The following is a 19870-nucleotide window of genomic DNA, read 5'->3' on the forward strand; positions in this document are numbered from 1 at the left end:
CTACCTTTATTGAGGCTCATACACGATAAAGCCCTAATCTAACGGTTATCATAACGCTAAGTTTTGTTACTTCTTTCTGTAAAGTAGCAATTTCAGTATAATGATCCCTTCTTTATATTTGTGGTTAAGCTAAAAAAATAAGGTATTCCTGACATGAAAGATGCATCAGTCATCATTGGATTAAGTAATCCTAAAAGTCCAACCAATATCGGTGCTGTGCTCAGAGCTGCTGGTTGTTATAAAGCCGATGCTGTTATTTATACGGGAACCCGTTACGATAAAGCTGCAAAGTTTCAGACAGATACTAAGAAAGTAGCACAGACTATTCCGTTGTCTGGTGTTGAATCAATGCTTGATGATCTGCCACAAGATATGAAGATTGTTTGTGTTGACTTTGCAGAAGGAGCAACATTATTACCACATTTTCAACATCCAGAAAAAGCGATTTATATTTTTGGACCTGAAGATGGTTCAATTTCACAAGATGTGGCAGATAGAGCCGATCATGTTGTTTATGTACCCACTGTAGGTTGCATGAATTTAGCCGCATCAGTAAATGTTGTTTTATATGATCGTCTTGCAAAACAAGAAAATATTACACAGAGTGATGAACATATTCGCCAAAATCGTGATAATAAAAATAACCTACGTGTAAGTGTTAAATAATATTGTTATAAAAAGTCCGATAGATTATCGCCGTTGTAAATACGAACGGCGGTAATTTGATTACGGTGTTTTATATATTACGCCGACTGCTTAATATCCCACATAGTATAGATCCCCAGTGTCACTAAGATAATTGCGCCACCTAAAATATCATTTAAAGATGGTTGTTCTCCAATCACTAAAAATACATATAAAGGGCCTAATAAAATTTCCATCAGCAAAATTAAGCTTGTTTGAGCTGCTGGAATATAGGCAGTTGACTTTGAGATACATAGATAAGAACCAGGTACGATGACACCGCCTAATATTAGCAGGTAGATCATTTGAATGTGTGATAGCGAAAAAGGTTGAGCCCCTTTGATGTAAGCAAATACAGCGATCATAAATCCGGCCACAATCAATATATTTACTGCTTGCTCACCTTTAGTTTTACGCATAGCAACTAAATAGATTGCGGTTGCTAATGCGGTAATTAATGCGAGTAGATTACCTACCCATTGTCCGCCAGCAGGAGCAAAAGCAAAGATAATCCAAATACCACTGGTAGCGACACCGATAGCCAGTAATGTTGGCCATTTCAATTTTTCTTTTAAGATTAAGAAACCTAAAATAGCAGTAAAGAAAGGCGCAGTATTGATAATAACCAGTGTACTTGCTACTTGGGTGTAATGTAATGACTCAATAAAACAGACTGTTGAGGCTGCAAAAATAAAGCCTAATCCTAAAAGTGATAAAGAAGGACGTGAGATTTCAGCTGTAAATTGCTTCCGATTATAAAGCAGTTGAACAATCACAAGGACGATACATTGAAATGCGCCGCGCCAAAAAAGTACATTCCATGCACTGGAGTCGGATAATTTTACAAATAAGCTATCAAAGCTCAGTATCATTATGCCAATAAAAGCCAATAATAATCCGCGATTTTTATCGCTCATAACAAAGGTTTCCCATAAATTTAAACCAGTAAATTAACGTATTAATCAATATTTTTTGTCGAATACGTGATGAGCGTTTAATAAACTTTATGTTTATATCGTATTAATCACTATCTGTTTGGATTAATCAACAGCTGAATCTAATATTGTATATGTCATAGTCTATTTAAGAAAAAAATTTCATAGTTATGATGATTTTTGTGATTTGTCGTAAGATGTGTCTGCCCTTATAACGTTTTTTTCTTTCGGATTAGAATGATTATGAACGACGGCAAACTTATTGATGCTTTATTCACCCAGGGGTGGTTTGTTTGGGATGACTTTTTAACTCAGGATGAAGTCATTGAACTAAAAGCATGTATTCCAGCTGACTGGAGTCAAGCTGGTATCGGTCGTAATGATGAATATATGACTAAAAAAGCGATTAGAAGTGATAAAATTCAATGGTTATCATCTGATATGGGCCAGCCTGTTACTGACTTTTTACAACGTATGGACGAGATTCGTATGGAAGTTAATCGTCATCTTTTCTTAGGTTTATTTGAGTATGAAGCGCACTTTGCTAAATATGAGCAAGGTGATTTTTATCAAAAGCATTTAGATTGTTTCCGTGGCCAAGAAAACCGTAAATTAACGACGGTATTTTATCTCAATAATGATTGGCAACCAGAACATGGTGGTCGTATTAAAATGTATGATTTAGACGATAACGAATTAGCAACTTTAGATCCGAAGGCGGGTCGGTTAGTGGTGTTCTTATCTGAATTGTTTCCACATGAAGTACTACCTGTTACACAGCAACGTTTTAGTATCGCTGGTTGGTTTAGAACCAACGGTGTGAGTGGTAATCAATTAGATATCGCTCGTTAATATAGAGTTAAATAAATAATCTAATCAAGAAGAGGCACTTTTTTAACAGTTGAGGTTGTTATATATGCTTTGTCGTATATGATGTTGTTTCCAACGGTTATTCAGAAGGTGTACTGTGAAACGTATTTTGTTTCTTTGTACTGGTAACTCCGCTCGTTCGCAACTTGCAGAAGCTTTGATGCGTCATATGTGCCGAGACAGTGCAGCCACCATTGGCCAATTTGAAATAATGAGCGCGGGGATGGCACCTGAAAGTGTTGATCCTCGAGTATATGAAGTACTTAATTATCATAATGTTAATGCGGATAATTTAACCAGTGTTTCAGCATCAAGCTTACAAAATCAACATTTTGATGTTGTGATAACGTTGTGCGATAAAGCCAGTAAAGAATGTGCGCTCTTTCCTGATTCTGATGCGTTAATTCACTGGGATTTTAAAGATCCTAAGCCACAATCAGGGGCTCAAGGGTTTTATGATGTCTTTGATGGTTTAAAAGCTAAGATAGCATTATTTTTAATGCTTAATGGTGATAACCAATCAGGTACTATTGGTGCGGTTGAATTATTTAAAATAATGAGTGATCCATTACGATTACGTATTTTGATGCTGATTCATGATGAACTTGCTTTATCTGTAGGAGATTTAACCAAAGCATTGCAGGTTAGTCAGCCTAAAGTTTCTCGTCATTTAGCATTATTACGTGACAGTGGTGTATTACATGATCAACGTGAAGGGGTATGGATTTTTTATCATTTTCCTTCTGATTTACCGTTATGGATTCGCCATACGTTCGATACGGTACGTAATGGGCAACCAGCATTGATTAATCAAGAAAAAATACGTTTAAGTGCAATAAAAAATAGAAAAATACCACAATTAATTAACGTTATAAAAGAGTAGGAGTTGTTACAGTTATGGATAATCAACATCCCGTTTGGACACTACCATTAAATGAAGCTACCCCTACAAAAGGTGGTTTACTATTAACACCATGCCCAGGTACAAAAGGAGTTAATGCAATCACGAGCTTGCGTCAGCTGAAAGCAGCAGGAGCAACGGTAGTATTAACTGCATTAGAAGATGGTGATTTACCTGATCAAGGTGTCGAATTATTAGCCGAAGCGTGTAAATTATTAGGTATGCAATGGTTTCATGTACCTATTGAAGATGACTGTGCACCTACCGCTGAATTTGAACCTAAGTGGCAACGCGCTAATGATGCGGCGCAAATAGCACTTAATAATGGCGAGTTTGTCGTTGCGCATTGTAAGGGCGGATCAGGTCGTACAGGATTATTAGCCGCACGTATTTTACTTGCTCGTGGTAAGCCTTTTGAAGAGACAATTGCAGCAATTCAGGCACAGCGGCCAGCTGCTTTTACGCGTCAGCCTCATATCGATTATATTGCTCAGTGGAATGACACTGCAGGGCGTTAATTGCCAATAAGAATTTATTATGAACCTCGCTGATGCGGGGTTTTTTGCTTTTAGGCTCTCTTAAAATTATTTAATAGAAAAAAGGTTTATTTTCTTTTTTGTGGCTGATACATTCGATATTCCATATATATGGAATATCGAATGTATTGGCTGTTCACAACAAGGAGATGACGATGGCAATTAAAGTTGGAATTAATGGATTTGGCCGAATTGGTCGCTTAGCATTACGGGCTGCATTTGATTGGTCTGAAATTGAGTTTGTATTAATTAATGATGTTGCCGGTGATGTTAATACATTGGCTCACCTACTTGAATTTGACTCTATTCAAGGACGCTGGTCACATGCGGTTACTGTTGATAACGGTCAAATAGTGATTAATGGCCAATCTATTGAGTATTGTCAGCAATCGAAAATCGAAGATGTTGATTGGTCTGGTTGTGATGTCGTATTAGAAGCAACGGGTGTTCACCGTGATACTCAATATCTTAATCAATACTTACAACAGGGCGTAAAGCGTGTTGTCGTTTCTGCGCCAGTGAAAGAAGAGGGAGTATTGAATGTTGTCGTTGGTGTTAATGATCATTTATTTAATGCTGAAAAACACCGTATTGTTACTGCAGCATCTTGTACTACCAACTGTATTGCACCGGTTGTTAAAGTCATTCATGAACATCTTGGTATTAAGCAGGCTTCATTTACAACTATTCATAATTTAACCAATACCCAAACTATTTTAGATGCACCGCATAAAGATTTACGTCGTGCTCGCGCGTGCGGTATGAGTTTAATACCAACAACGACGGGTTCTGCTAAAGCGATTGTAGAAATTTTCCCAGATCTAGCTGGTAAAATTGATGGCCATGCTGTGCGTGTCCCCTTAGCCAATGCATCACTAACGGATATTATTTTTGATGTCGAGCGTGACACGTCTATTGAGGAAGTTAACCAATTATTGAAAACAGCATCTGAAACAGAACTGAGGGGTATTTTAGGTTTTGAAGTAAGGCCTTTAGTGTCAGTTGATTACCGTGGAGATCAACGTTCAACCATTATTGATGCGCTATCAACGATGGTGGTTAATCAACGAATGGTGAAGATTTATGCGTGGTATGACAACGAAATGGGCTATGCCACGCGAACTGCGGAATTAATTCGTAAAGTTGGTTGTTAATCTTTGGTAATCAATATTGTTAGTAGGTAAGTGAGTATTTTATGTTAGCGAAACTGAGTCAACTACCCAGTGGCGTGCGTCAATATATGTTAGTGACGTTCAATTATTGGAACTTTACTTTGACTGACGGCGCATTGCGGATGTTGGTGGTATTACATTTTCACCAACTAGGTTATAGCCCATTAGAAATCGCATCATTATTTCTGTTTTATGAATTTTTTGGGGTAGTAACTAATTTAATTGGTGGTTGGCTTGGAGCTCGATTAGGCTTGAACCGCACCATGAATATCGGTTTATTCATGCAAGTCATTGCTTTGTTAATGCTTGCTGTACCATCAGCGAATTTAACGGTTATATGGGTGATGTTTGCACAAGCATTATCTGGTATTGCAAAAGATTTAAATAAGATGAGTGCTAAAAGTGCGATTAAAACGTTAGTACCTAATGATCAACAAAGTTCGTTATATAAGTGGATTGCATTGCTAACGGGTTCAAAGAATGCTCTAAAAGGTGTTGGGTTCTTTTTAGGTGGGGCATTATTAACGTTAATTGGGTTCCAAGGTGCGGTTGTCGCGATGGCTTGTGTATTGAGTAGCGTGTTCATCTGCAGTTTATTGTGGCTTGATAAAGACTTAGGTAAGGCTAAGAATAAGATAAAATTTAGTCAAATATTTTCAAAAAGTCGTAGTATTAATATACTTTCAGCAGCAAGAATGTTTCTCTTTGGTGCACGTGATGTGTGGTTTGTGATTGCGTTACCTTTGTACTTAGGCCAAGTCTTTGGTTGGGATTATTTACTTGTTGGTAGCTTTCTGGCTGTCTGGGTTATTGGCTATGGTTTAGTGCAAAGCATTGCCCCTAAAATTACCGGTAAGGCTGAAGGTATTATACCTGATGGACGGGCAGCTTTGTTATGGGCCAGTGTATTAGCTGCTGTGACTGGTGGAATTGCATTAGCATTACAACTTAATTGGTACCCTCAATTAATCATTATTCTTGGATTAATGATTTTTGGCGCTATTTTTGCTATTAACTCTTCATTACATTCTTATTTAATAGTTAGTTATGCTAAAGACGATGGTGTAAGTTTAGATGTTGGTTTTTATTATATGGCTAATGCTATGGGACGCTTAATAGGAACATTACTTTCTGGTGCGGTTTATCAACTTTATGGATTATCTATGTGCATATGGATTGCGTTTGCTTTTATTGTACTAACGACGATTATTTCATTATGGTTACCGCGTAAAAATACTAGAATTGTGTCGGTTTAAACTCATTTAATAGGGGCTTTTAGGGCGAAAGTGATATTTATCAAAAGATATTCAATAACGATATTTATCAATAGAGGTGTTCTTTAATTAAACTATGATGTACGGTATATTGTACAATCCTTATTTTAATATTGTATCAAAGATAATTATTTGTCTAGATATATTGCTTAGGCCGCTGATTACTTATGGTTACAACACTAAAAGCCCTAAAAAGAAATAGCTATGGTCGTGAGTTTATACAAGAAGCTCTTCATAGTGTTTACGATATGTTTAAGCCTGCACATTGTTATATTGCTTACTTCGATAAGATACATCACAAAGCGACATCATTAGCCTATTATATTGATGGTCATGTTTCGAATACAATATTTACTTACTCTATTGATAATACTCTTTGTAAGAAAATGATATTATCGGGTAAGCCTTGCTATTTTTCTAAAAATATATCTCAGATATACCCATTTAATCAAATAATTACTCATCAGCTGTTTCAATATTATTTAGGATTACCCATATTTTCTCGTCGAGGAGAGGTCATTGGTGTTATTGGATGCTTATTTGAATCTTCCAGTTTATTCTCTAAAGACTTACATGGAGAGTGGTGTAACGTTCTTGGCGATATTCTTGGTTCAGACGTAGAGTATCTTGCACTATTGTCATCACAGAAAAAATTACTTCGGGAAATGGAAGAGTGTCAGCAAGAAGCTAAGTTGGGTAATTGGCAGTTAGACTTAGTGATAAATTGTTATTATTGGAGTCGAGAAATTTATCGTATTTTTCAATGCGATATTGATACTTTTGTACCTAATAATGACGTTATTAATGATTTTATTCATCCAGATGATCGTGTCAGAGTTTCTGAACTAAAAGATGAAATGATAAATAGCACGAATATGAGTTATAGCATTATATATCGTATTGTTTTACCTGAAGGTGATGTTAAATATCTGCGAGAGCACTGCCATATTCTACGAGATATAAATGGTGTGGCAACATTAATTAAAGGTATTTTACAAGATATCACTGATTTCTATCATATTTCTAATAAGTTGAATCAAGCATCAAATAAATTAACAATGACTTATAATGCCGTTGCTGAAGGTATATGGGAATATAATTTAGAAACGCAAAAGTTAATAACATCACCTAAATTCTGGGAAATATTATCGGTTAGTAAAAGTAGTGTTAATAATCTTAATGATTGGTTGGCAATGGTCCATAAAGATGATCGACTAGCCGTTATTGAGTCTTTTTCAAAATTACGTAATGGTGATGCAATATCCATCGATGTAGAGTTTAGATTACAACCAAAAAATAAGCACACAGTATGCCGTTGGTTTAATTGTAAAGGCAATATCATAGAATCAAATAATAGTAATCGTAGTGATAGTATTGTTGGTGTATTGATTGATATAACCGCTACGGTGTTAGCGGCACAAAAATTAACACTTGCAAAAACAGTGTTTGATAATACCTCTGAATGTATTGTTATTACCGATCAAGATAATAATATAATATCAGTTAACAAAGCCTTTGAAACTGTTACTGGTTATAATCAAGCAGATATTATAGGTAAAAACCCTCGTATATTAGCATCTGGCTACCATAATTTAGAATTTTATCAGCAAATGTGGCATAGCCTTGAAACGACTGGAGCATGGCAAGGACAACTACATAATCGGCGTAGTGACGGTGTTATTTATCCAGAAGAAATGACGATTAATAAAATTGAAGATGATCATAATGTTATTAATTATGTCGGTGTATTTCATGATATTAGTTCTAGAAAGCAAACTGAGAAAAAATTAAGGTTATTAGCTGACAACGATATGCTAACGGGATTAATGAACCGCCGTCGATTTATTGAAAAAGTTGAAAAACAGATAGCAAAAATAAATAATAATATTGAAGATATTTCATCTACTTCTGTATGTTCTCTGTTATTCATTGATCTTGACGATTTCAAAATATTTAATGATCTTTATGGCCACGACTTTGGTGATAATGTTTTAAAAGAAGTTGCCTCTATTCTTAGAGATACCGTGTGTGAACATAGTATTATTTGTCGCTATGGCGGCGATGAGTATGCGGTATTGATTAAAGGCAAAGATGTTAATTACGCCCAAAATATTGCAGCTAAATTGGTCGATATCATATCAAAGCCAATAAAGTGTAATGATATTGAGATAAATCTAACGATCAGTATTGGTATATCATCATATCCTGAAAGTGGAACGACGCATCAAGCATTATTAAAAAATGCAGATTATGCAATGTATGAGCAAAAGTGGTTAGGTCGAAATGGTGTTTGTGTTTATGACCAACAATTACAACATGAATATATTCGTAAGTTAAAATTACGCGATAAATTAAAACACGCTATCAAAGACAAAAAAATATCAGTTTATTATCAACCGATTATTGATAATAAAACGGGAACAGTGTGTAAATTTGAGGCACTAGCGCGATGGTATGATGAACACGATGGTTTCATTCCTCCAAGTGTTTTTATTCCAATTGCTGAACGTTATGGTTTAATTGGTATGTTAGGCCAGCAAGTTTTTGAAAAAGCTTGTGCCGATTTAGATCGTATTCATCGTTGTGGTTTTAGAGATGTTATTTTTTCTATTAATCATTCGGTGAAAGAGTTTTCACAACATAATCAAGAATATATTTTTGAGATAATAAATAACTACAATTTACCCTATAGTGCAATTATGATTGAAATAACCGAGTCAACAGCACTTGATGATGGTAAAAATATTCTTGAGATTCTAGCTGCATTTAGAGAGCGAGGGATTGCAATCTCATTAGATGATTTTGGTACGGGGTATTCATCATTAGCTGCAATTATTGATATAAAACCGGACATTATTAAGATTGATCGCAGTTTTATTGTTGATATTGAGCATAGTAAAGAAAGCCAAATGTTGGTATCACTGGTGATTGACCTAAGTTGTAAATTAAATGTTGAGGTTGTCGCTGAAGGGGTTGAAACACAAGCACAATTAGATATTTTGTCATCAATGTCTTGTCACTATATTCAAGGTTATTATTATAGTCCAGCAGTCGCAATTGATGATGCTATTATGATACTTAAAGCACGTAATGGCGATATAAGTATAGATAATATCGATACCAAGCTCCTACAGTAAATTTATCATTACTTTTATTCGTAAAATTGAAATGTTATAAGTGAAGTTCTTTATTTTATACAACGTTATTTGGTAAGTAATGCAAACTCTTTTTTTTGATTTTGACGGCACATTAGTTGATTCTGAAACGTTTCATGCTGATAACTGGAGTGCCTATTTAGCAACCTACGGTGTTACGCTGACAGCTGCTGATTTTATTGAATATTATGCTGGTGTTACATGGCCAAAGATAGCTAAGCATTTTATTGATAGCTACCAGCTGAGTGTTGATGTTGTGACCATTACAACAGATATGGAAGCTTTAACAGAAGCTAAGATTCGGCAGTATGGAATTCCTGCATTGCCTGGTGTTGATGCGCTACTTAAAGATTTTTTTGGAAAAGTTCCAATGGCTGTTGTGACAGGTGCACCGCGTGATTATGTTGAAGGCGTATTAAAGCAACATGGTTGGTTCGATTTATTTGAGCAGGTGTTTAGTGGCTATGAGGTGGTAAATAATAAACCATCCCCTGACGTGTATTTACATGCTTGCCAAGCAATGAAGGTTCAATCACATCAAGTTGTTGCTGTTGAAGACAGTCGTACTGGATTGCAATCAGCGAAAAATGCTGAGATTTGTTGCTTACTGATTAATGAGCATCCTTCATTAAAAGATACCGATGCTGATCATACATTTGCTTCAATGGTTGCTGCAAAACCTCTGTTAGATTTGCTTTTTAAAGACAAATTATTGTTTGGTTTGGCATAGAGCAGGCAATTATTTTGCAGTCGTTATACGTTATGCTAAATTACGCTTGATTGAAATAACTCGAATAGGTTTATGATGGAAAACGAAGAAATCATGACTGGTGATATGCTAGTTGAGACAGTGGAGAATCAGCTAGCTGACGGTAATCCATTAGTGGTTAAAGAAACCTTAATGCGCTTAATGATGACAGGTACAGCTCGTGACGAAGCAGTTCAGATGATCGCTTGTGCTTTATCTATTGAAGTCTTTGATGTAATGAAAAATGACGGTAAGTTTGACTTAAAACGTTATCGTGAAAACCTTGTGGCTTTACCTGATATGCCTTGGGAAGATGATATCTAATTCATGTCCGTAGCTATAAAAAAACCGTGATATAAGGTCACGGTTTTTTTTATGTCTATTGTTTGCGAATTATTATTTGGTTGCTCGGTTTATATTGGGTATTAACGTCTATCTTGATGATAAAAAATAGTGAGAAATATCTATTGTTGTTAACTATTGTCTATATATGACTGGTGAAGATAGGTAAGGAAGTAACGATGAAAATTGGTATTCCTAAAGAAATTAAAATTCACGAGTATCGCGTTGGCATGGTTCCCGCTTCAGTAAAAGAAGCGGTATTACATGGTCATACAGTTTATGTTGAGACCAATGCTGGTGTGGGTATTGGCTGTAGTGATGATGATTATATTGCAGTAGGAGCGAGTATTGTTGCTTCCGCAGAAGCTGTTTTCGCTCAAGCTGATATGATAGTTAAAGTTAAAGAGCCACAAGCAACAGAGCGGATGTTGTTACGTAAAGGACAAATATTGTTTACTTATCTCCATTTAGCGCCTGATAGAGCACAGACTGAAGATTTGATTAACAGTGGAGCCGTATGCATCGCCTATGAAACAGTAACAGATGATAATGGCCACTTACCGTTACTTGCTCCTATGTCAGAAGTTGCAGGGAGAATGGCATTACAAGCAGGAGCATTTGCACTTGAAAACTATCGTGGTGGTGGCGGCGTATTATTAGCCGGTGTCCCTGGTGTAGCGCCAGCGAATGTCGTGATTATCGGCGGTGGTGTTGTAGGCTTGAATGCAGCACAGATGGCGGTTGGTTTACGGGCTAATGTAGTGATTATCGATCGTAGCCTAGAGGTACTACGTCGTCTTGACCAGCTATTTTCAGGAGCTATTACCTGTATTTATTCCACTCGTGATAGCATTGAAAAGTATGTGCTTGCTGCTGATCTCGTGATTGGGAGTGTGTTAATTGCTGGCGCACAAACGCCAAAATTAGTTACAAAAGATATGATTCAGCGTATGAAATCTGGTAGTGCGATTGTTGATGTCGCGATTGATCAAGGTGGATGTATTGAAACATCGCATCCAACCACTCACGATAACCCTACTTATATTGTTGATGATGTCGTACATTATTGTGTTGCTAATATGCCTGGTGCGGTTGCTAGAACATCGACATTTGCGCTTAATAATGCAACATTACCTTATATTTTACAATTAGCCGATCTCGGTTATAAAATAGCCTTTATGAGTAATAAGCATTTGTTAAATGGCCTAAATGTGTATTACGGCCAAGTGACTAATTATAGTGTTGCTCAAGCATTAGATTATCCTTATATAACGGCAGAACACGCTATAAGTGAGTACGAAGGCTAGATAATAATTGGCTTAAGTAAGCCTTTATAAATTAAGCGTTCGCGAGTGTTTTTGCTTGGTGCAAGGTTGCGATTCTTGCGAGTATAGCTAAAGAACGCTGGTGATCTTGTTCTGTCGCTGAGGTACAAGCATCGCTAACAATATGCACGCAGTAATCACGATCATGGGCATCTCGAACGGCAGATTGAATAGCCCAGCAAGTACTTACACCACAAAAATAAACATCTGTAATGGCATTAGCTCGTAAAACGCTATCTAATGCGGTGTTATAAAATGGATTTACCCGTGATTTTACAATTACCATATCGTCGGTAGTGACATTAAGATTTGGGTGAAACTCTGTTCCCCATTGGCCTAATTCTAAGGCACGATATTGCTGTGCTTTACCAAACATTGGTGAATGGTGCGGTAATTCAAGATAGCTAGATTGAAAGCCTACTTTGACAAAGATACAAGGCAAGTTATTGTTTTTTGCCCATTGAATGGCAATATTAGCATTGTCAATGACATGATGAGCACTAACTTGTTCAGCACAGCTAGGTATTTTGCCATTTTTGTCGACAATATCATTAATGAAGTCAATGATAACTAAGGCTTTAGTCATGTTATTTCCTTTAAGAACTGATGTTACTTTTAGCCGATGCTAATAAGCATACGATCAAACCTTAAAATTTAATATTATGAAATCTTAGATATAAAAAAGCTTTTAGTCTTGCAACTAAAAGCTTTTTTATCAAGGAGGTTATTTAGCATAAGCAAAAATAACACTACCGCCTTTAATTGTATCAATAATCGATTTAGCTAAGTTTGTTGGTATTGCTGGACAACCCCAACTACGACCAAGATAACCATAATGCTTTATGAATGATTCAGATACATATTTAGCGCCATGAATCACAATAAAACGTTTTAAAGCATTATCATTTTCACCCCTAGTTAGCCCATTAAGTTTTAATGAGTAACCATTACCGCCATTGTATGTACCTTCTGTTAAAAATGTACCTAATGACGTTTTATGTGAATTCACACGGTTAGAAAACGCATCTGCAATTAAACGACCACTATTTTCACCATGTGATACATAGGTGCGATAAAGTAATTTATTTGATTTTAAGTCAATAACATAAAATCGTTTTTCAGTGGAAGGCATGCTGTAATCAATAATGGTTAGTAGCGATTTCTTTTTTCCACGAGTTTTGTTATAAGCAATAAATGCTTGTTTGAAGACATTGTAATCAATTTTGCCTTTTAAATCGGCTTTTTGGTATACATAATCAGCAACAATATCTGCATTTTTACGTTCAGTATTGACAACATGCGCAGACGCACTTAACGGTAAAAGACATACCATTAATAGAAATAGGTAAATAACTTTTTTCATCTGATTCGTTCTATTCTTAAACAGGTTGCAGAGGTTATTAGCAATTAAGCGAGGATACACTTTATCATAAATAAGAATTAAAAAAGAACATTTAAATGGTATTGCATAAGTTGTTTATGAGCATTACGAATATGATATTTGCTAAAGCAATGTTCAATATAATTATGGATAACAATGACTTATTAATATGAACATCATTTAATTAACTAAAGTAAGTTAGATTAATCTGAAGCTAAAAAAAGCTCGCTTATGGGCGGTAAGATTGTTTTTAATGTGTTGATTTATAATTGTATTTTTATTTTTGTTTTTTATTTTTAAATATTTAAAATATCATGAAAATAATAATGAAATAGGTCTATTAAGATAGTTTATTTAGGCTGAAAGTAAAACAGAAACAAATAAACCTGAATATAAGATGAAGGAAAATAAATATTATCTACTAATATTTTTTCAAGACAAATAACACGCAGATATTATTAATAATATCTGCGTTATTTTATAGATTAAATATTACCAACTTTACTCTTACTGGTATCTGCTCTGGAATTGAGTGGTAGGCCTGTCGTTTTGTAAATTATATCGTTGTAGATTATTTGAATGAGACAGAGTAGGTGTAGCGCTAGCAAGATGATAAAACAGTTAAGAGATCATGTACTTATGGTGAGGGTAATGATTACTTCCCTTATTACTAGATGTTGATATGCATAATAAGGGAAGTAGATTAATGATCAATCGATATTTATTAAAGACAATATTAGTTGTTGATGCTGGCTTTAAAATGTTGCTGAGTCGTTGTATTAGCTTTGTTATACCAGTAATTTAGCATTTTAGTCACATAGGCTTGATCTATTTGGCCGTCTTTTTCTGCAGGGCTAACTTGCTGTTGCGCACGTTGCATTTCATTTGCAGCAATTGCTGTTGTTAGTGCTGCTGGTGCTTTGCTTAAGTTGTATTGTGCGATTTCTTGCTGGAAATCACGATTAATTTGAATGCCATCTTTAATCAATACATCATGTTTAAAAGGTACTTCTGTACCATTTGCAGTTAATAAGCTCATTGTCGGTTGACGGTTGAATTTTTGAGCTTGGTAAGCACTTGAAATATTAGGTAACTGTAGCGTATATGTCGCATCATTACCTGAAAATGTCATTACAACCACTTCAGAATGAAACAAGTGAGTATCGCCATTTTCGCGGTAGTTTTTATCATAACGAAAAGCAATTTGGTTACTACCGTTATTTAATGTTTGGGGCGCATTTCCTTGAGCATTAACGCCATTGACGAGAACCAGTTCAGCAGATTGTGGTAGGTTAAGTGTTACATCAGCAAATGATGGAAAGCTGATGCCACACATAGCTAAAGAGAGCAGGGCTGTACGTAGTTTCATGTCGATTCCTTTTGAGTGCGTAGGGTGAATAATGTGTATTAGGTATAGTGGCACTATTGTATTCTGATAATCACTGTATTGACAAATAACTATCGAAATTATTATCCAATAACTGTTTTGTTGGTATAAAAAAACCCAGCGTAGGCTGGGTTTTATATGCATTTAAGTTTGATGACTGGTTACTTTACGTAACAAGCAAAACCTTTAAGATAGAAACCTTCAGGATAAGCACTATCTAGAGGGTGATCAGCAGCTTGGCTAAAACGCTCAATGAACTGTACGTCACGGTGAGCATCAAGTGCGGCATCAGCAATGATTTTTTGGAATAAGCCGTTATCCATCAAACCTGAGCAAGAGTATGTTAATAACATACCACCTGGTTTTAGGATCTGCATGGCTAACATGTTGATATCTTTGTAGCCACGACAAGCACCCACTAGCTGAGATTTAGATTCAGCAAATTTAGGTGGATCCATGATAACGACATCAAATAGTTCGCCACGCTCACGGTATTCACGCAGTAATTTAAACACATCAGCATTTACAAACTGTGCATTTTCAATTGGGTAACCGTTAATTTCTGCGTTAAGTTGTGCTGTATCAAGCGCTGGTTGAGAAACATCAACGTTGACAACCTCACTTGCACCGCCTTTTAGAGCGTATAAACCAAAGCCACCAGTGTAGCAGAAGCAGTTTAGAACACGCTTACCGTTAACATATTTAACCGATGCTTCGCGACTATCACGTTGGTCAAGGTAGAAACCTGTTTTGTGACCACCAACGATATCAACGTTAATTTTAACGCCATTTTCTTCGATAGTAACAAACTTAGGTGGCTCTTCGCCGTGTAGAACACCTGTGCGTTGTTTTAAACCTTCTTTCTTACGAACAGAAACATCTGAGCGTTCATAAATATTACAGCTTGGGTAACACTGCTTTAATGCTTCAATAAGCACATCGCGCTGTGCTTCAGCACCAGCACTCAGTAATTGGCAGACTAAATAATCTTGGTAGCGATCGATAGTAATGCCAGGAAGACCATCAGACTCTGCAGCAATGAGACGGTAACCTGTAAGGCCATCGCGAGCTGCTAGAATATCACGCAGACTTTGTGCTGTATTAAGGCGGTTAACAAAGAAGTTAACGTCAATGGCTTCATTTTTGTTGAATGTCCATACGCGAACGCGAATTTGAGACTGTGGAGAGTAAGCTCCGCGTGCTAGCCATTCGCCTTTGTTATCGTAAACATCAACGGTTTCGCCTAGTTCTGGTTTTCCTTCAACACGATCAATACCGCGAGAAAAAATCCAAGGGTGGCGACGGCGTAGTGATTTTTCACGGCCTTTTACCAAATAAATAGAAGCTGTCATGACATGCCCAGTATGGAGTTCGAGTGGGGGCGTATTATGTTGCTCTGGCTACGTAAAATCAAATGAAAAAGTCTAAGTCAGCATATAAAACCACGATTGGATGTTAAATAAACTATGCTACTTCGCAATAGTATCGAGAGATTTTGTGGGTTAACGAGCAGTCTATTGCCATTATTTAGCTAAAATAATCCTGTAGATAATATAAAAACAATGGGGGTCATCATGGCACGATGTTGTGTAAAAACGCGAGTAATAGGACATGTACAAGGGGTCGGTTTTCGTTTTCATACTGCTCATCAAGGATTGATGCTTGATTTAACGGGGTATGCTAGAAATTTGGCTGATGGCAGTGTTGAAGTTCTTGCTTGTGGAGATCAAGAAAATATCGATAGGCTAATTGCTTGGTTACAACATGGGCCTAAGACCGCGACTGTTGAATGGCTAACAAGTGAGACATTAGCTTGGCAACATTTGAATGGGTTTAAAATGAATTGATAGCCATCAAAGGAAAACCAAACATAAAGTTATTAGTTACTTATGTTTGGTTTTCATTATTAAGCCTCAAATACACTTAACTGGTTTGGGTAATCCAGCCAGTTTAGTTGCTTGTTTTGCGGGACCTTTTGGAAATAGGCGATATAGATAACGTGAGCTACCTTTCTCTTCACCGTATTGTTTTGCCATCGCTTTTACAAGCATGCGTACTGCTGGTGAAGTATTAAATTCAAGATAAAAGCCTCGAACAAAACGAATGACTTCCCAATGAGCTTCAGACAATTCGATAGCTTCTTCTGCTGCAAGTAGTGTGACTAGATCTTCTGACCAATCATCAACATTTTTCAGATAACCTTGGGCATCAGTGTCGATTTGCACACCGTTAAATTCAAGCATAGTAGACCTCTTTATTACTAACGCAGCAAGAATAGTGATTCATAGGTCTGCCTGCAAGTAAAAAACAAAAAGCCTGCATCAAGGCAGGCTTTTTTCGTTTCCATGACTAAACATGAGCTAATTAATCGCTGATGATTAGTTGTCGTTGCTGTTCACTACACCTAGAATCTGAAGCAAGCTTAAGAATAGGTTATAGATAGAAACGTACAAAGTAACGGTTGCTGAAATGTAGTTTGTTTCACCACCACGTACGATTGATTGAGTTGTCAATAAAATCGCTGCTGATGAGAACAATACAAACATACCGCTAATTGCTAATGATAGCATTGGCATCTTTAAGAAGATGTTTGCTACAACTGCAACGATAATCGCAATGAAACCAGCCATCAACATACCGTTAAGGAACGATAAATCACGCTTGGTTGTTAATGCGTAAGCAGAACAGGCAAAGAAGGTTAGTGCTGTACCGCCAAGAGCAGTCATCACCACATGACCCATGCCTGCACCGACATACATATTTAAAATCGGGCCAAGGGTATAACCCATAAAGCCTGTTAATGCGAATACAAACACAAGGCCGAGGCTACTATCACGGTTACGTTCAGTTAAGAAAATTAAACCGTAAAAACCAACAAGAAGAATGATCCAGTGTACAGGTGGAACATTCATAACCATTGCTACGCCAGCTACACCTGCAGAGAACAACAACGTTAGCGATAGTAAGAAATAAGTGTTACGTAAAACCTTATTGGTTGACAGTACGCCGTCGTAACCGTTGTCACGATTGACTATACGTTCGTTCATAAGTATTCCCCTTAGGGTAGTTATGTTAATTCTATTAAAGCTATATATGAGGCTAAACAATATGAATTGCAAGCGTAACCTTAAGCTTTAGATTGATTTGTTTGCCATGAAGCACATTATAAGTGTTTGAACATTAAAATACTTACAGCATCAATCAGTATTTATCATTAAGTTGTAACCAAATATTACATAGCTTATATCTACATTAATGGTGGCATTTTTAGCTGTTAGTGCAATATTTGTTGTAAAAAAAGTTGAGTTCGATCAGATTTGGGATTATCAAAGAAATCTTGAGGGTTATTCTCTTCAATAATTTCCCCTTCATCCATAAATATTACCCTATCTGCTACTTGGCGGGCAAATCCCATTTCATGACTCACGCATAGCATTGTCATACCTTCATTGGCAAGTTCAACCATCACATCTAACACTTCACGTACCATTTCAGGATCCAGTGCGGAAGTGGGTTCATCAAATAACATAACTTGTGGATTCATGCATAACGAACGTGCAATCGCGACTCGTTGTTGTTGACCCCCTGAAAGCTGACCTGGGTATTTGTGGGCTTGATCTGTAATTTTAACCCGTTCTAAATATTGCATCGCGAGTGCATTGGCTTCTTTCTTGGGCATTTTTTTGACCCAAATAGGCGCTAAGGTACAGTTTTCTAACACGGTGAGGTGAGGGAAAAGATTAAAATGCTGAAAGCACATGCCGACTTCTTTACGAATGAGCTCAATGTTTTTCAAATCACCGGTAATATCTTTTCCTGCGACTGAAATCTTTCCTTGTTGGTGTTCTTCTAAATAATTGATACAGCGAATCATGGTTGATTTACCTGATCCAGAAGGGCCACAAATCACTATCTTTTCACCTTTACGTACTTTCAAATTAATATTTTTAAGTACATGAAATTGACCGTACCATTTGTTTACATCGACTAATTCGATAACCCACGGGGTATCATCATGATTAACTGTGGTGTCATTGGTATTTTTCATTATGCAGTCCTTGCTAATGTTGATGTCCAGTATGTAATTTTTTTTCTAGATAGATACTGTATCTAGACATACTAAAACAAAAAATCCAGAAAACGAAAGCGACAAAGACATAGCTTTCAGTTGCAAAACCTAACCATTCAGGATCACTTGTAGCGGCTTGTCCTACACCTAAAACATCAAACATACCAATAATCAGCACTAGACTGGTGTCTTTAAATAACCCAATAAAGGTATTTACAATTGAAGGTATCGTAATTTTTAACGCTTGTGGTAATACAATAAGGTATGTTTTACGCCAATAACTTAATCCTAATGAGTCTGCTGCTTCATATTGTCCTTTAGGGATAGCTTGTAAACCACCACGGATGACCTCTGCCATATAGGCGGCACTGAACATTACCACCCCAATCAATGCCCTGATAAGTTTATTGGTTTCTAACTCAGAGCTTAAAAACAGCGGCAACATTACTGATGCCATAAACAGTACTGTAATTAAAGGTACACCACGCCAAATTTCAATGTATACCGTACAAATACTGCGAATAATTGGCATTTCTGAGCGTCGTCCAAGCGCTAGAATAATACCAATAGGTAACGATACCACGATGCCGACAATAGCAATGATTAAGGTAATTAGTAATCCACCCCATAAGTGGGTTTCGACGATAGGTAATCCTGCTATGCCACCATATAAAAGAAAACCAGCTATGAATGGATAAATATTAACGAAAAATAACCAAATCCAGCCGCGATAAGGTGTTTTTTCATAGGCTAATAAAGCAATAAAAATCGCTAAGGTGGCATAAAATAATTTAGGTCGCCATAATTCGGTATTCGGATAGAAGCCAAACATGAACTGATCGAAGCGTACCTTAATAAAAGTCCAACATGCGCCTGTTAGCGTACAGGCATCACGAGAGTCTCCTTGCCAGTTGGCATTGATGAACGCCCAATCAAGGATGCCCCAGATACCTATAATGGCAAAGTAGCCTAAAATAAGGGTGATAATAGTGTTGAAGACTGAAGAAAAAAGATGTTGTCGTAACCATCCAATCATACCAACTGTGTTAGCTGGTGGCGGTAAATCGGGAAGAAATTGATGTTTACTCATG

General features: G+C 36.6%; 20 protein-coding genes. 11 read left to right on the top strand and 9 right to left on the bottom strand.

The window, feature by feature from the left end; all coding sequences use genetic code 11:
• Positions 1-153: 153 nt before the first annotated feature.
• On the top strand, positions 154-666 hold the full coding sequence (locus PPBDW_RS06485; RefSeq protein ID WP_036794184.1) for an RNA methyltransferase: 513 nt from the start codon (positions 154-156) through the stop codon (positions 664-666).
• Between the two features lie 77 nt (positions 667-743).
• Here the strand turns inward: PPBDW_RS06485 and PPBDW_RS06490 are convergent, their stop codons facing one another.
• A complete protein-coding gene (locus PPBDW_RS06490; protein ID WP_036794187.1) occupies positions 744-1601 on the bottom strand; it encodes a DMT family transporter in 858 nt (285 codons plus the stop codon).
• 261 nt (positions 1602-1862) lie between these two features.
• Here PPBDW_RS06490 and PPBDW_RS06495 point away from each other — a divergent pair, with 261 nt between their 5' ends.
• The 9 genes from PPBDW_RS06495 (at position 1863) to ald (ending at position 11924) form a co-directional block, all read left to right on the top strand.
• Entirely contained in the window at positions 1863-2471 is a 609-nt protein-coding gene (locus PPBDW_RS06495) for a 2OG-Fe(II) oxygenase (RefSeq protein ID WP_036796323.1), read from the top strand.
• Positions 2472-2586: 115 nt separating this feature from the next.
• A complete protein-coding gene (locus PPBDW_RS06500) occupies positions 2587-3372 on the top strand; it encodes a metalloregulator ArsR/SmtB family transcription factor (RefSeq protein WP_036794188.1) in 786 nt (261 codons plus the stop codon).
• A gap of 14 nt (positions 3373-3386) precedes the next feature.
• Entirely contained in the window at positions 3387-3908 is a 522-nt protein-coding gene (locus PPBDW_RS06505) for a phosphatase domain-containing putative toxin (RefSeq protein ID WP_036794189.1), read from the top strand.
• Positions 3909-4081: 173 nt separating this feature from the next.
• A complete protein-coding gene (locus PPBDW_RS06510) occupies positions 4082-5080 on the top strand; it encodes an ArsJ-associated glyceraldehyde-3-phosphate dehydrogenase (RefSeq protein ID WP_036794190.1) in 999 nt (332 codons plus the stop codon).
• Between the two features lie 41 nt (positions 5081-5121).
• Positions 5122-6354 carry an organoarsenical effux MFS transporter ArsJ gene (arsJ, locus tag PPBDW_RS06515; protein WP_036794191.1) on the top strand — a complete coding sequence of 411 codons (1233 nt, stop codon included), beginning with the start codon at positions 5122-5124 and terminating at the stop codon, positions 6352-6354.
• Between the two features lie 185 nt (positions 6355-6539).
• Positions 6540-9509 carry a bifunctional diguanylate cyclase/phosphodiesterase gene (locus tag PPBDW_RS06520; RefSeq protein WP_054262003.1) on the top strand — a complete coding sequence of 990 codons (2970 nt, stop codon included), beginning with the start codon at positions 6540-6542 and terminating at the stop codon, positions 9507-9509.
• A gap of 79 nt (positions 9510-9588) precedes the next feature.
• Positions 9589-10257, top strand: a complete 669-nt coding sequence (locus PPBDW_RS06525; RefSeq protein WP_036794192.1) for an HAD family hydrolase — start codon at positions 9589-9591, stop codon at positions 10255-10257.
• 75 nt (positions 10258-10332) lie between these two features.
• Positions 10333-10599: a hypothetical protein gene (locus PPBDW_RS06530; RefSeq protein WP_036794193.1), complete on the top strand. Its 267-nt coding sequence runs from the start codon at positions 10333-10335 to the stop codon at positions 10597-10599.
• A gap of 197 nt (positions 10600-10796) precedes the next feature.
• Complete coding sequence (gene ald / locus PPBDW_RS06535; RefSeq protein ID WP_036794194.1) at positions 10797-11924, top strand: alanine dehydrogenase; 1128 nt, start codon at positions 10797-10799, stop codon at positions 11922-11924.
• Between the two features lie 31 nt (positions 11925-11955).
• On the opposite strand, the gene PPBDW_RS06540 is transcribed toward ald, so the two are convergent.
• The 4 genes from PPBDW_RS06540 to PPBDW_RS06555 form a co-directional block, all read right to left on the bottom strand.
• Entirely contained in the window at positions 11956-12528 is a 573-nt protein-coding gene (locus PPBDW_RS06540) for a cysteine hydrolase family protein (protein ID WP_036794195.1), read from the bottom strand.
• A gap of 138 nt (positions 12529-12666) precedes the next feature.
• Complete coding sequence (locus PPBDW_RS06545) at positions 12667-13305, bottom strand: murein L,D-transpeptidase catalytic domain family protein (protein ID WP_054262004.1); 639 nt, start codon at positions 13303-13305, stop codon at positions 12667-12669.
• Between the two features lie 754 nt (positions 13306-14059).
• Positions 14060-14692, bottom strand: coding sequence for a YccT family protein (locus tag PPBDW_RS06550; protein WP_036794197.1), 633 nt, complete (start codon positions 14690-14692; stop codon positions 14060-14062).
• A gap of 179 nt (positions 14693-14871) precedes the next feature.
• A complete protein-coding gene (locus PPBDW_RS06555) occupies positions 14872-16062 on the bottom strand; it encodes a class I SAM-dependent methyltransferase (protein WP_036794199.1) in 1191 nt (396 codons plus the stop codon).
• Between the two features lie 222 nt (positions 16063-16284).
• Here PPBDW_RS06555 and yccX point away from each other — a divergent pair, with 222 nt between their 5' ends.
• Positions 16285-16557, top strand: a complete 273-nt coding sequence (gene yccX, locus PPBDW_RS06560) for an acylphosphatase (protein ID WP_036794200.1) — start codon at positions 16285-16287, stop codon at positions 16555-16557.
• A 66-nt stretch (positions 16558-16623) separates the two neighbouring features.
• Here yccX and tusE read toward each other — a convergent pair whose 3' ends face one another.
• From tusE to PPBDW_RS06580, 4 genes are all read right to left on the bottom strand, one after another.
• Entirely contained in the window at positions 16624-16953 is a 330-nt protein-coding gene (gene tusE / locus PPBDW_RS06565; RefSeq protein WP_036794202.1) for a sulfurtransferase TusE, read from the bottom strand.
• A 135-nt stretch (positions 16954-17088) separates the two neighbouring features.
• Positions 17089-17757: a Bax inhibitor-1/YccA family protein gene (locus PPBDW_RS06570; RefSeq protein ID WP_036794204.1), complete on the bottom strand. Its 669-nt coding sequence runs from the start codon at positions 17755-17757 to the stop codon at positions 17089-17091.
• Between the two features lie 227 nt (positions 17758-17984).
• A complete protein-coding gene (locus tag PPBDW_RS06575; RefSeq protein WP_045041832.1) occupies positions 17985-18758 on the bottom strand; it encodes an amino acid ABC transporter ATP-binding protein in 774 nt (257 codons plus the stop codon).
• Positions 18759-18771: 13 nt separating this feature from the next.
• Positions 18772-19869, bottom strand: a complete 1098-nt coding sequence (locus tag PPBDW_RS06580; protein WP_036794206.1) for an amino acid ABC transporter permease — start codon at positions 19867-19869, stop codon at positions 18772-18774.
• Between the last annotated feature and the right edge of the window lies 1 nt (position 19870).

Origin of the sequence: Photobacterium kishitanii (assembly GCF_000613045.3) — a bacterium.
Lineage (GTDB): Bacteria > Pseudomonadota > Gammaproteobacteria > Enterobacterales > Vibrionaceae > Photobacterium > Photobacterium kishitanii.

Coding starts and splice junctions, on each gene's coding strand:
- PPBDW_RS06485 (WP_036794184.1), top strand. CDS start 154: ATGAAAGATGCATCAGTCATCATTGGATTAAGTAATCCTAAAAGTCCA.
- PPBDW_RS06490 (WP_036794187.1), bottom strand. CDS start 1,601: ATGAGCGATAAAAATCGCGGATTATTATTGGCTTTTATTGGCATAATG.
- PPBDW_RS06495 (WP_036796323.1), top strand. CDS start 1,863: ATGAACGACGGCAAACTTATTGATGCTTTATTCACCCAGGGGTGGTTT.
- PPBDW_RS06505 (WP_036794189.1), top strand. CDS start 3,387: ATGGATAATCAACATCCCGTTTGGACACTACCATTAAATGAAGCTACC.
- PPBDW_RS06510 (WP_036794190.1), top strand. CDS start 4,082: ATGGCAATTAAAGTTGGAATTAATGGATTTGGCCGAATTGGTCGCTTA.
- arsJ (WP_036794191.1), top strand. CDS start 5,122: ATGTTAGCGAAACTGAGTCAACTACCCAGTGGCGTGCGTCAATATATG.
- PPBDW_RS06520 (WP_054262003.1), top strand. CDS start 6,540: ATGGTTACAACACTAAAAGCCCTAAAAAGAAATAGCTATGGTCGTGAG.
- PPBDW_RS06525 (WP_036794192.1), top strand. CDS start 9,589: ATGCAAACTCTTTTTTTTGATTTTGACGGCACATTAGTTGATTCTGAA.
- PPBDW_RS06530 (WP_036794193.1), top strand. CDS start 10,333: ATGGAAAACGAAGAAATCATGACTGGTGATATGCTAGTTGAGACAGTG.
- ald (WP_036794194.1), top strand. CDS start 10,797: ATGAAAATTGGTATTCCTAAAGAAATTAAAATTCACGAGTATCGCGTT.
- PPBDW_RS06540 (WP_036794195.1), bottom strand. CDS start 12,528: ATGACTAAAGCCTTAGTTATCATTGACTTCATTAATGATATTGTCGAC.
- PPBDW_RS06545 (WP_054262004.1), bottom strand. CDS start 13,305: ATGAAAAAAGTTATTTACCTATTTCTATTAATGGTATGTCTTTTACCG.
- PPBDW_RS06550 (WP_036794197.1), bottom strand. CDS start 14,692: ATGAAACTACGTACAGCCCTGCTCTCTTTAGCTATGTGTGGCATCAGC.
- PPBDW_RS06555 (WP_036794199.1), bottom strand. CDS start 16,062: ATGACAGCTTCTATTTATTTGGTAAAAGGCCGTGAAAAATCACTACGC.
- yccX (WP_036794200.1), top strand. CDS start 16,285: ATGGCACGATGTTGTGTAAAAACGCGAGTAATAGGACATGTACAAGGG.
- tusE (WP_036794202.1), bottom strand. CDS start 16,953: ATGCTTGAATTTAACGGTGTGCAAATCGACACTGATGCCCAAGGTTAT.
- PPBDW_RS06570 (WP_036794204.1), bottom strand. CDS start 17,757: ATGAACGAACGTATAGTCAATCGTGACAACGGTTACGACGGCGTACTG.
- PPBDW_RS06575 (WP_045041832.1), bottom strand. CDS start 18,758: ATGAAAAATACCAATGACACCACAGTTAATCATGATGATACCCCGTGG.
- PPBDW_RS06580 (WP_036794206.1), bottom strand. CDS start 19,869: ATGAGTAAACATCAATTTCTTCCCGATTTACCGCCACCAGCTAACACA.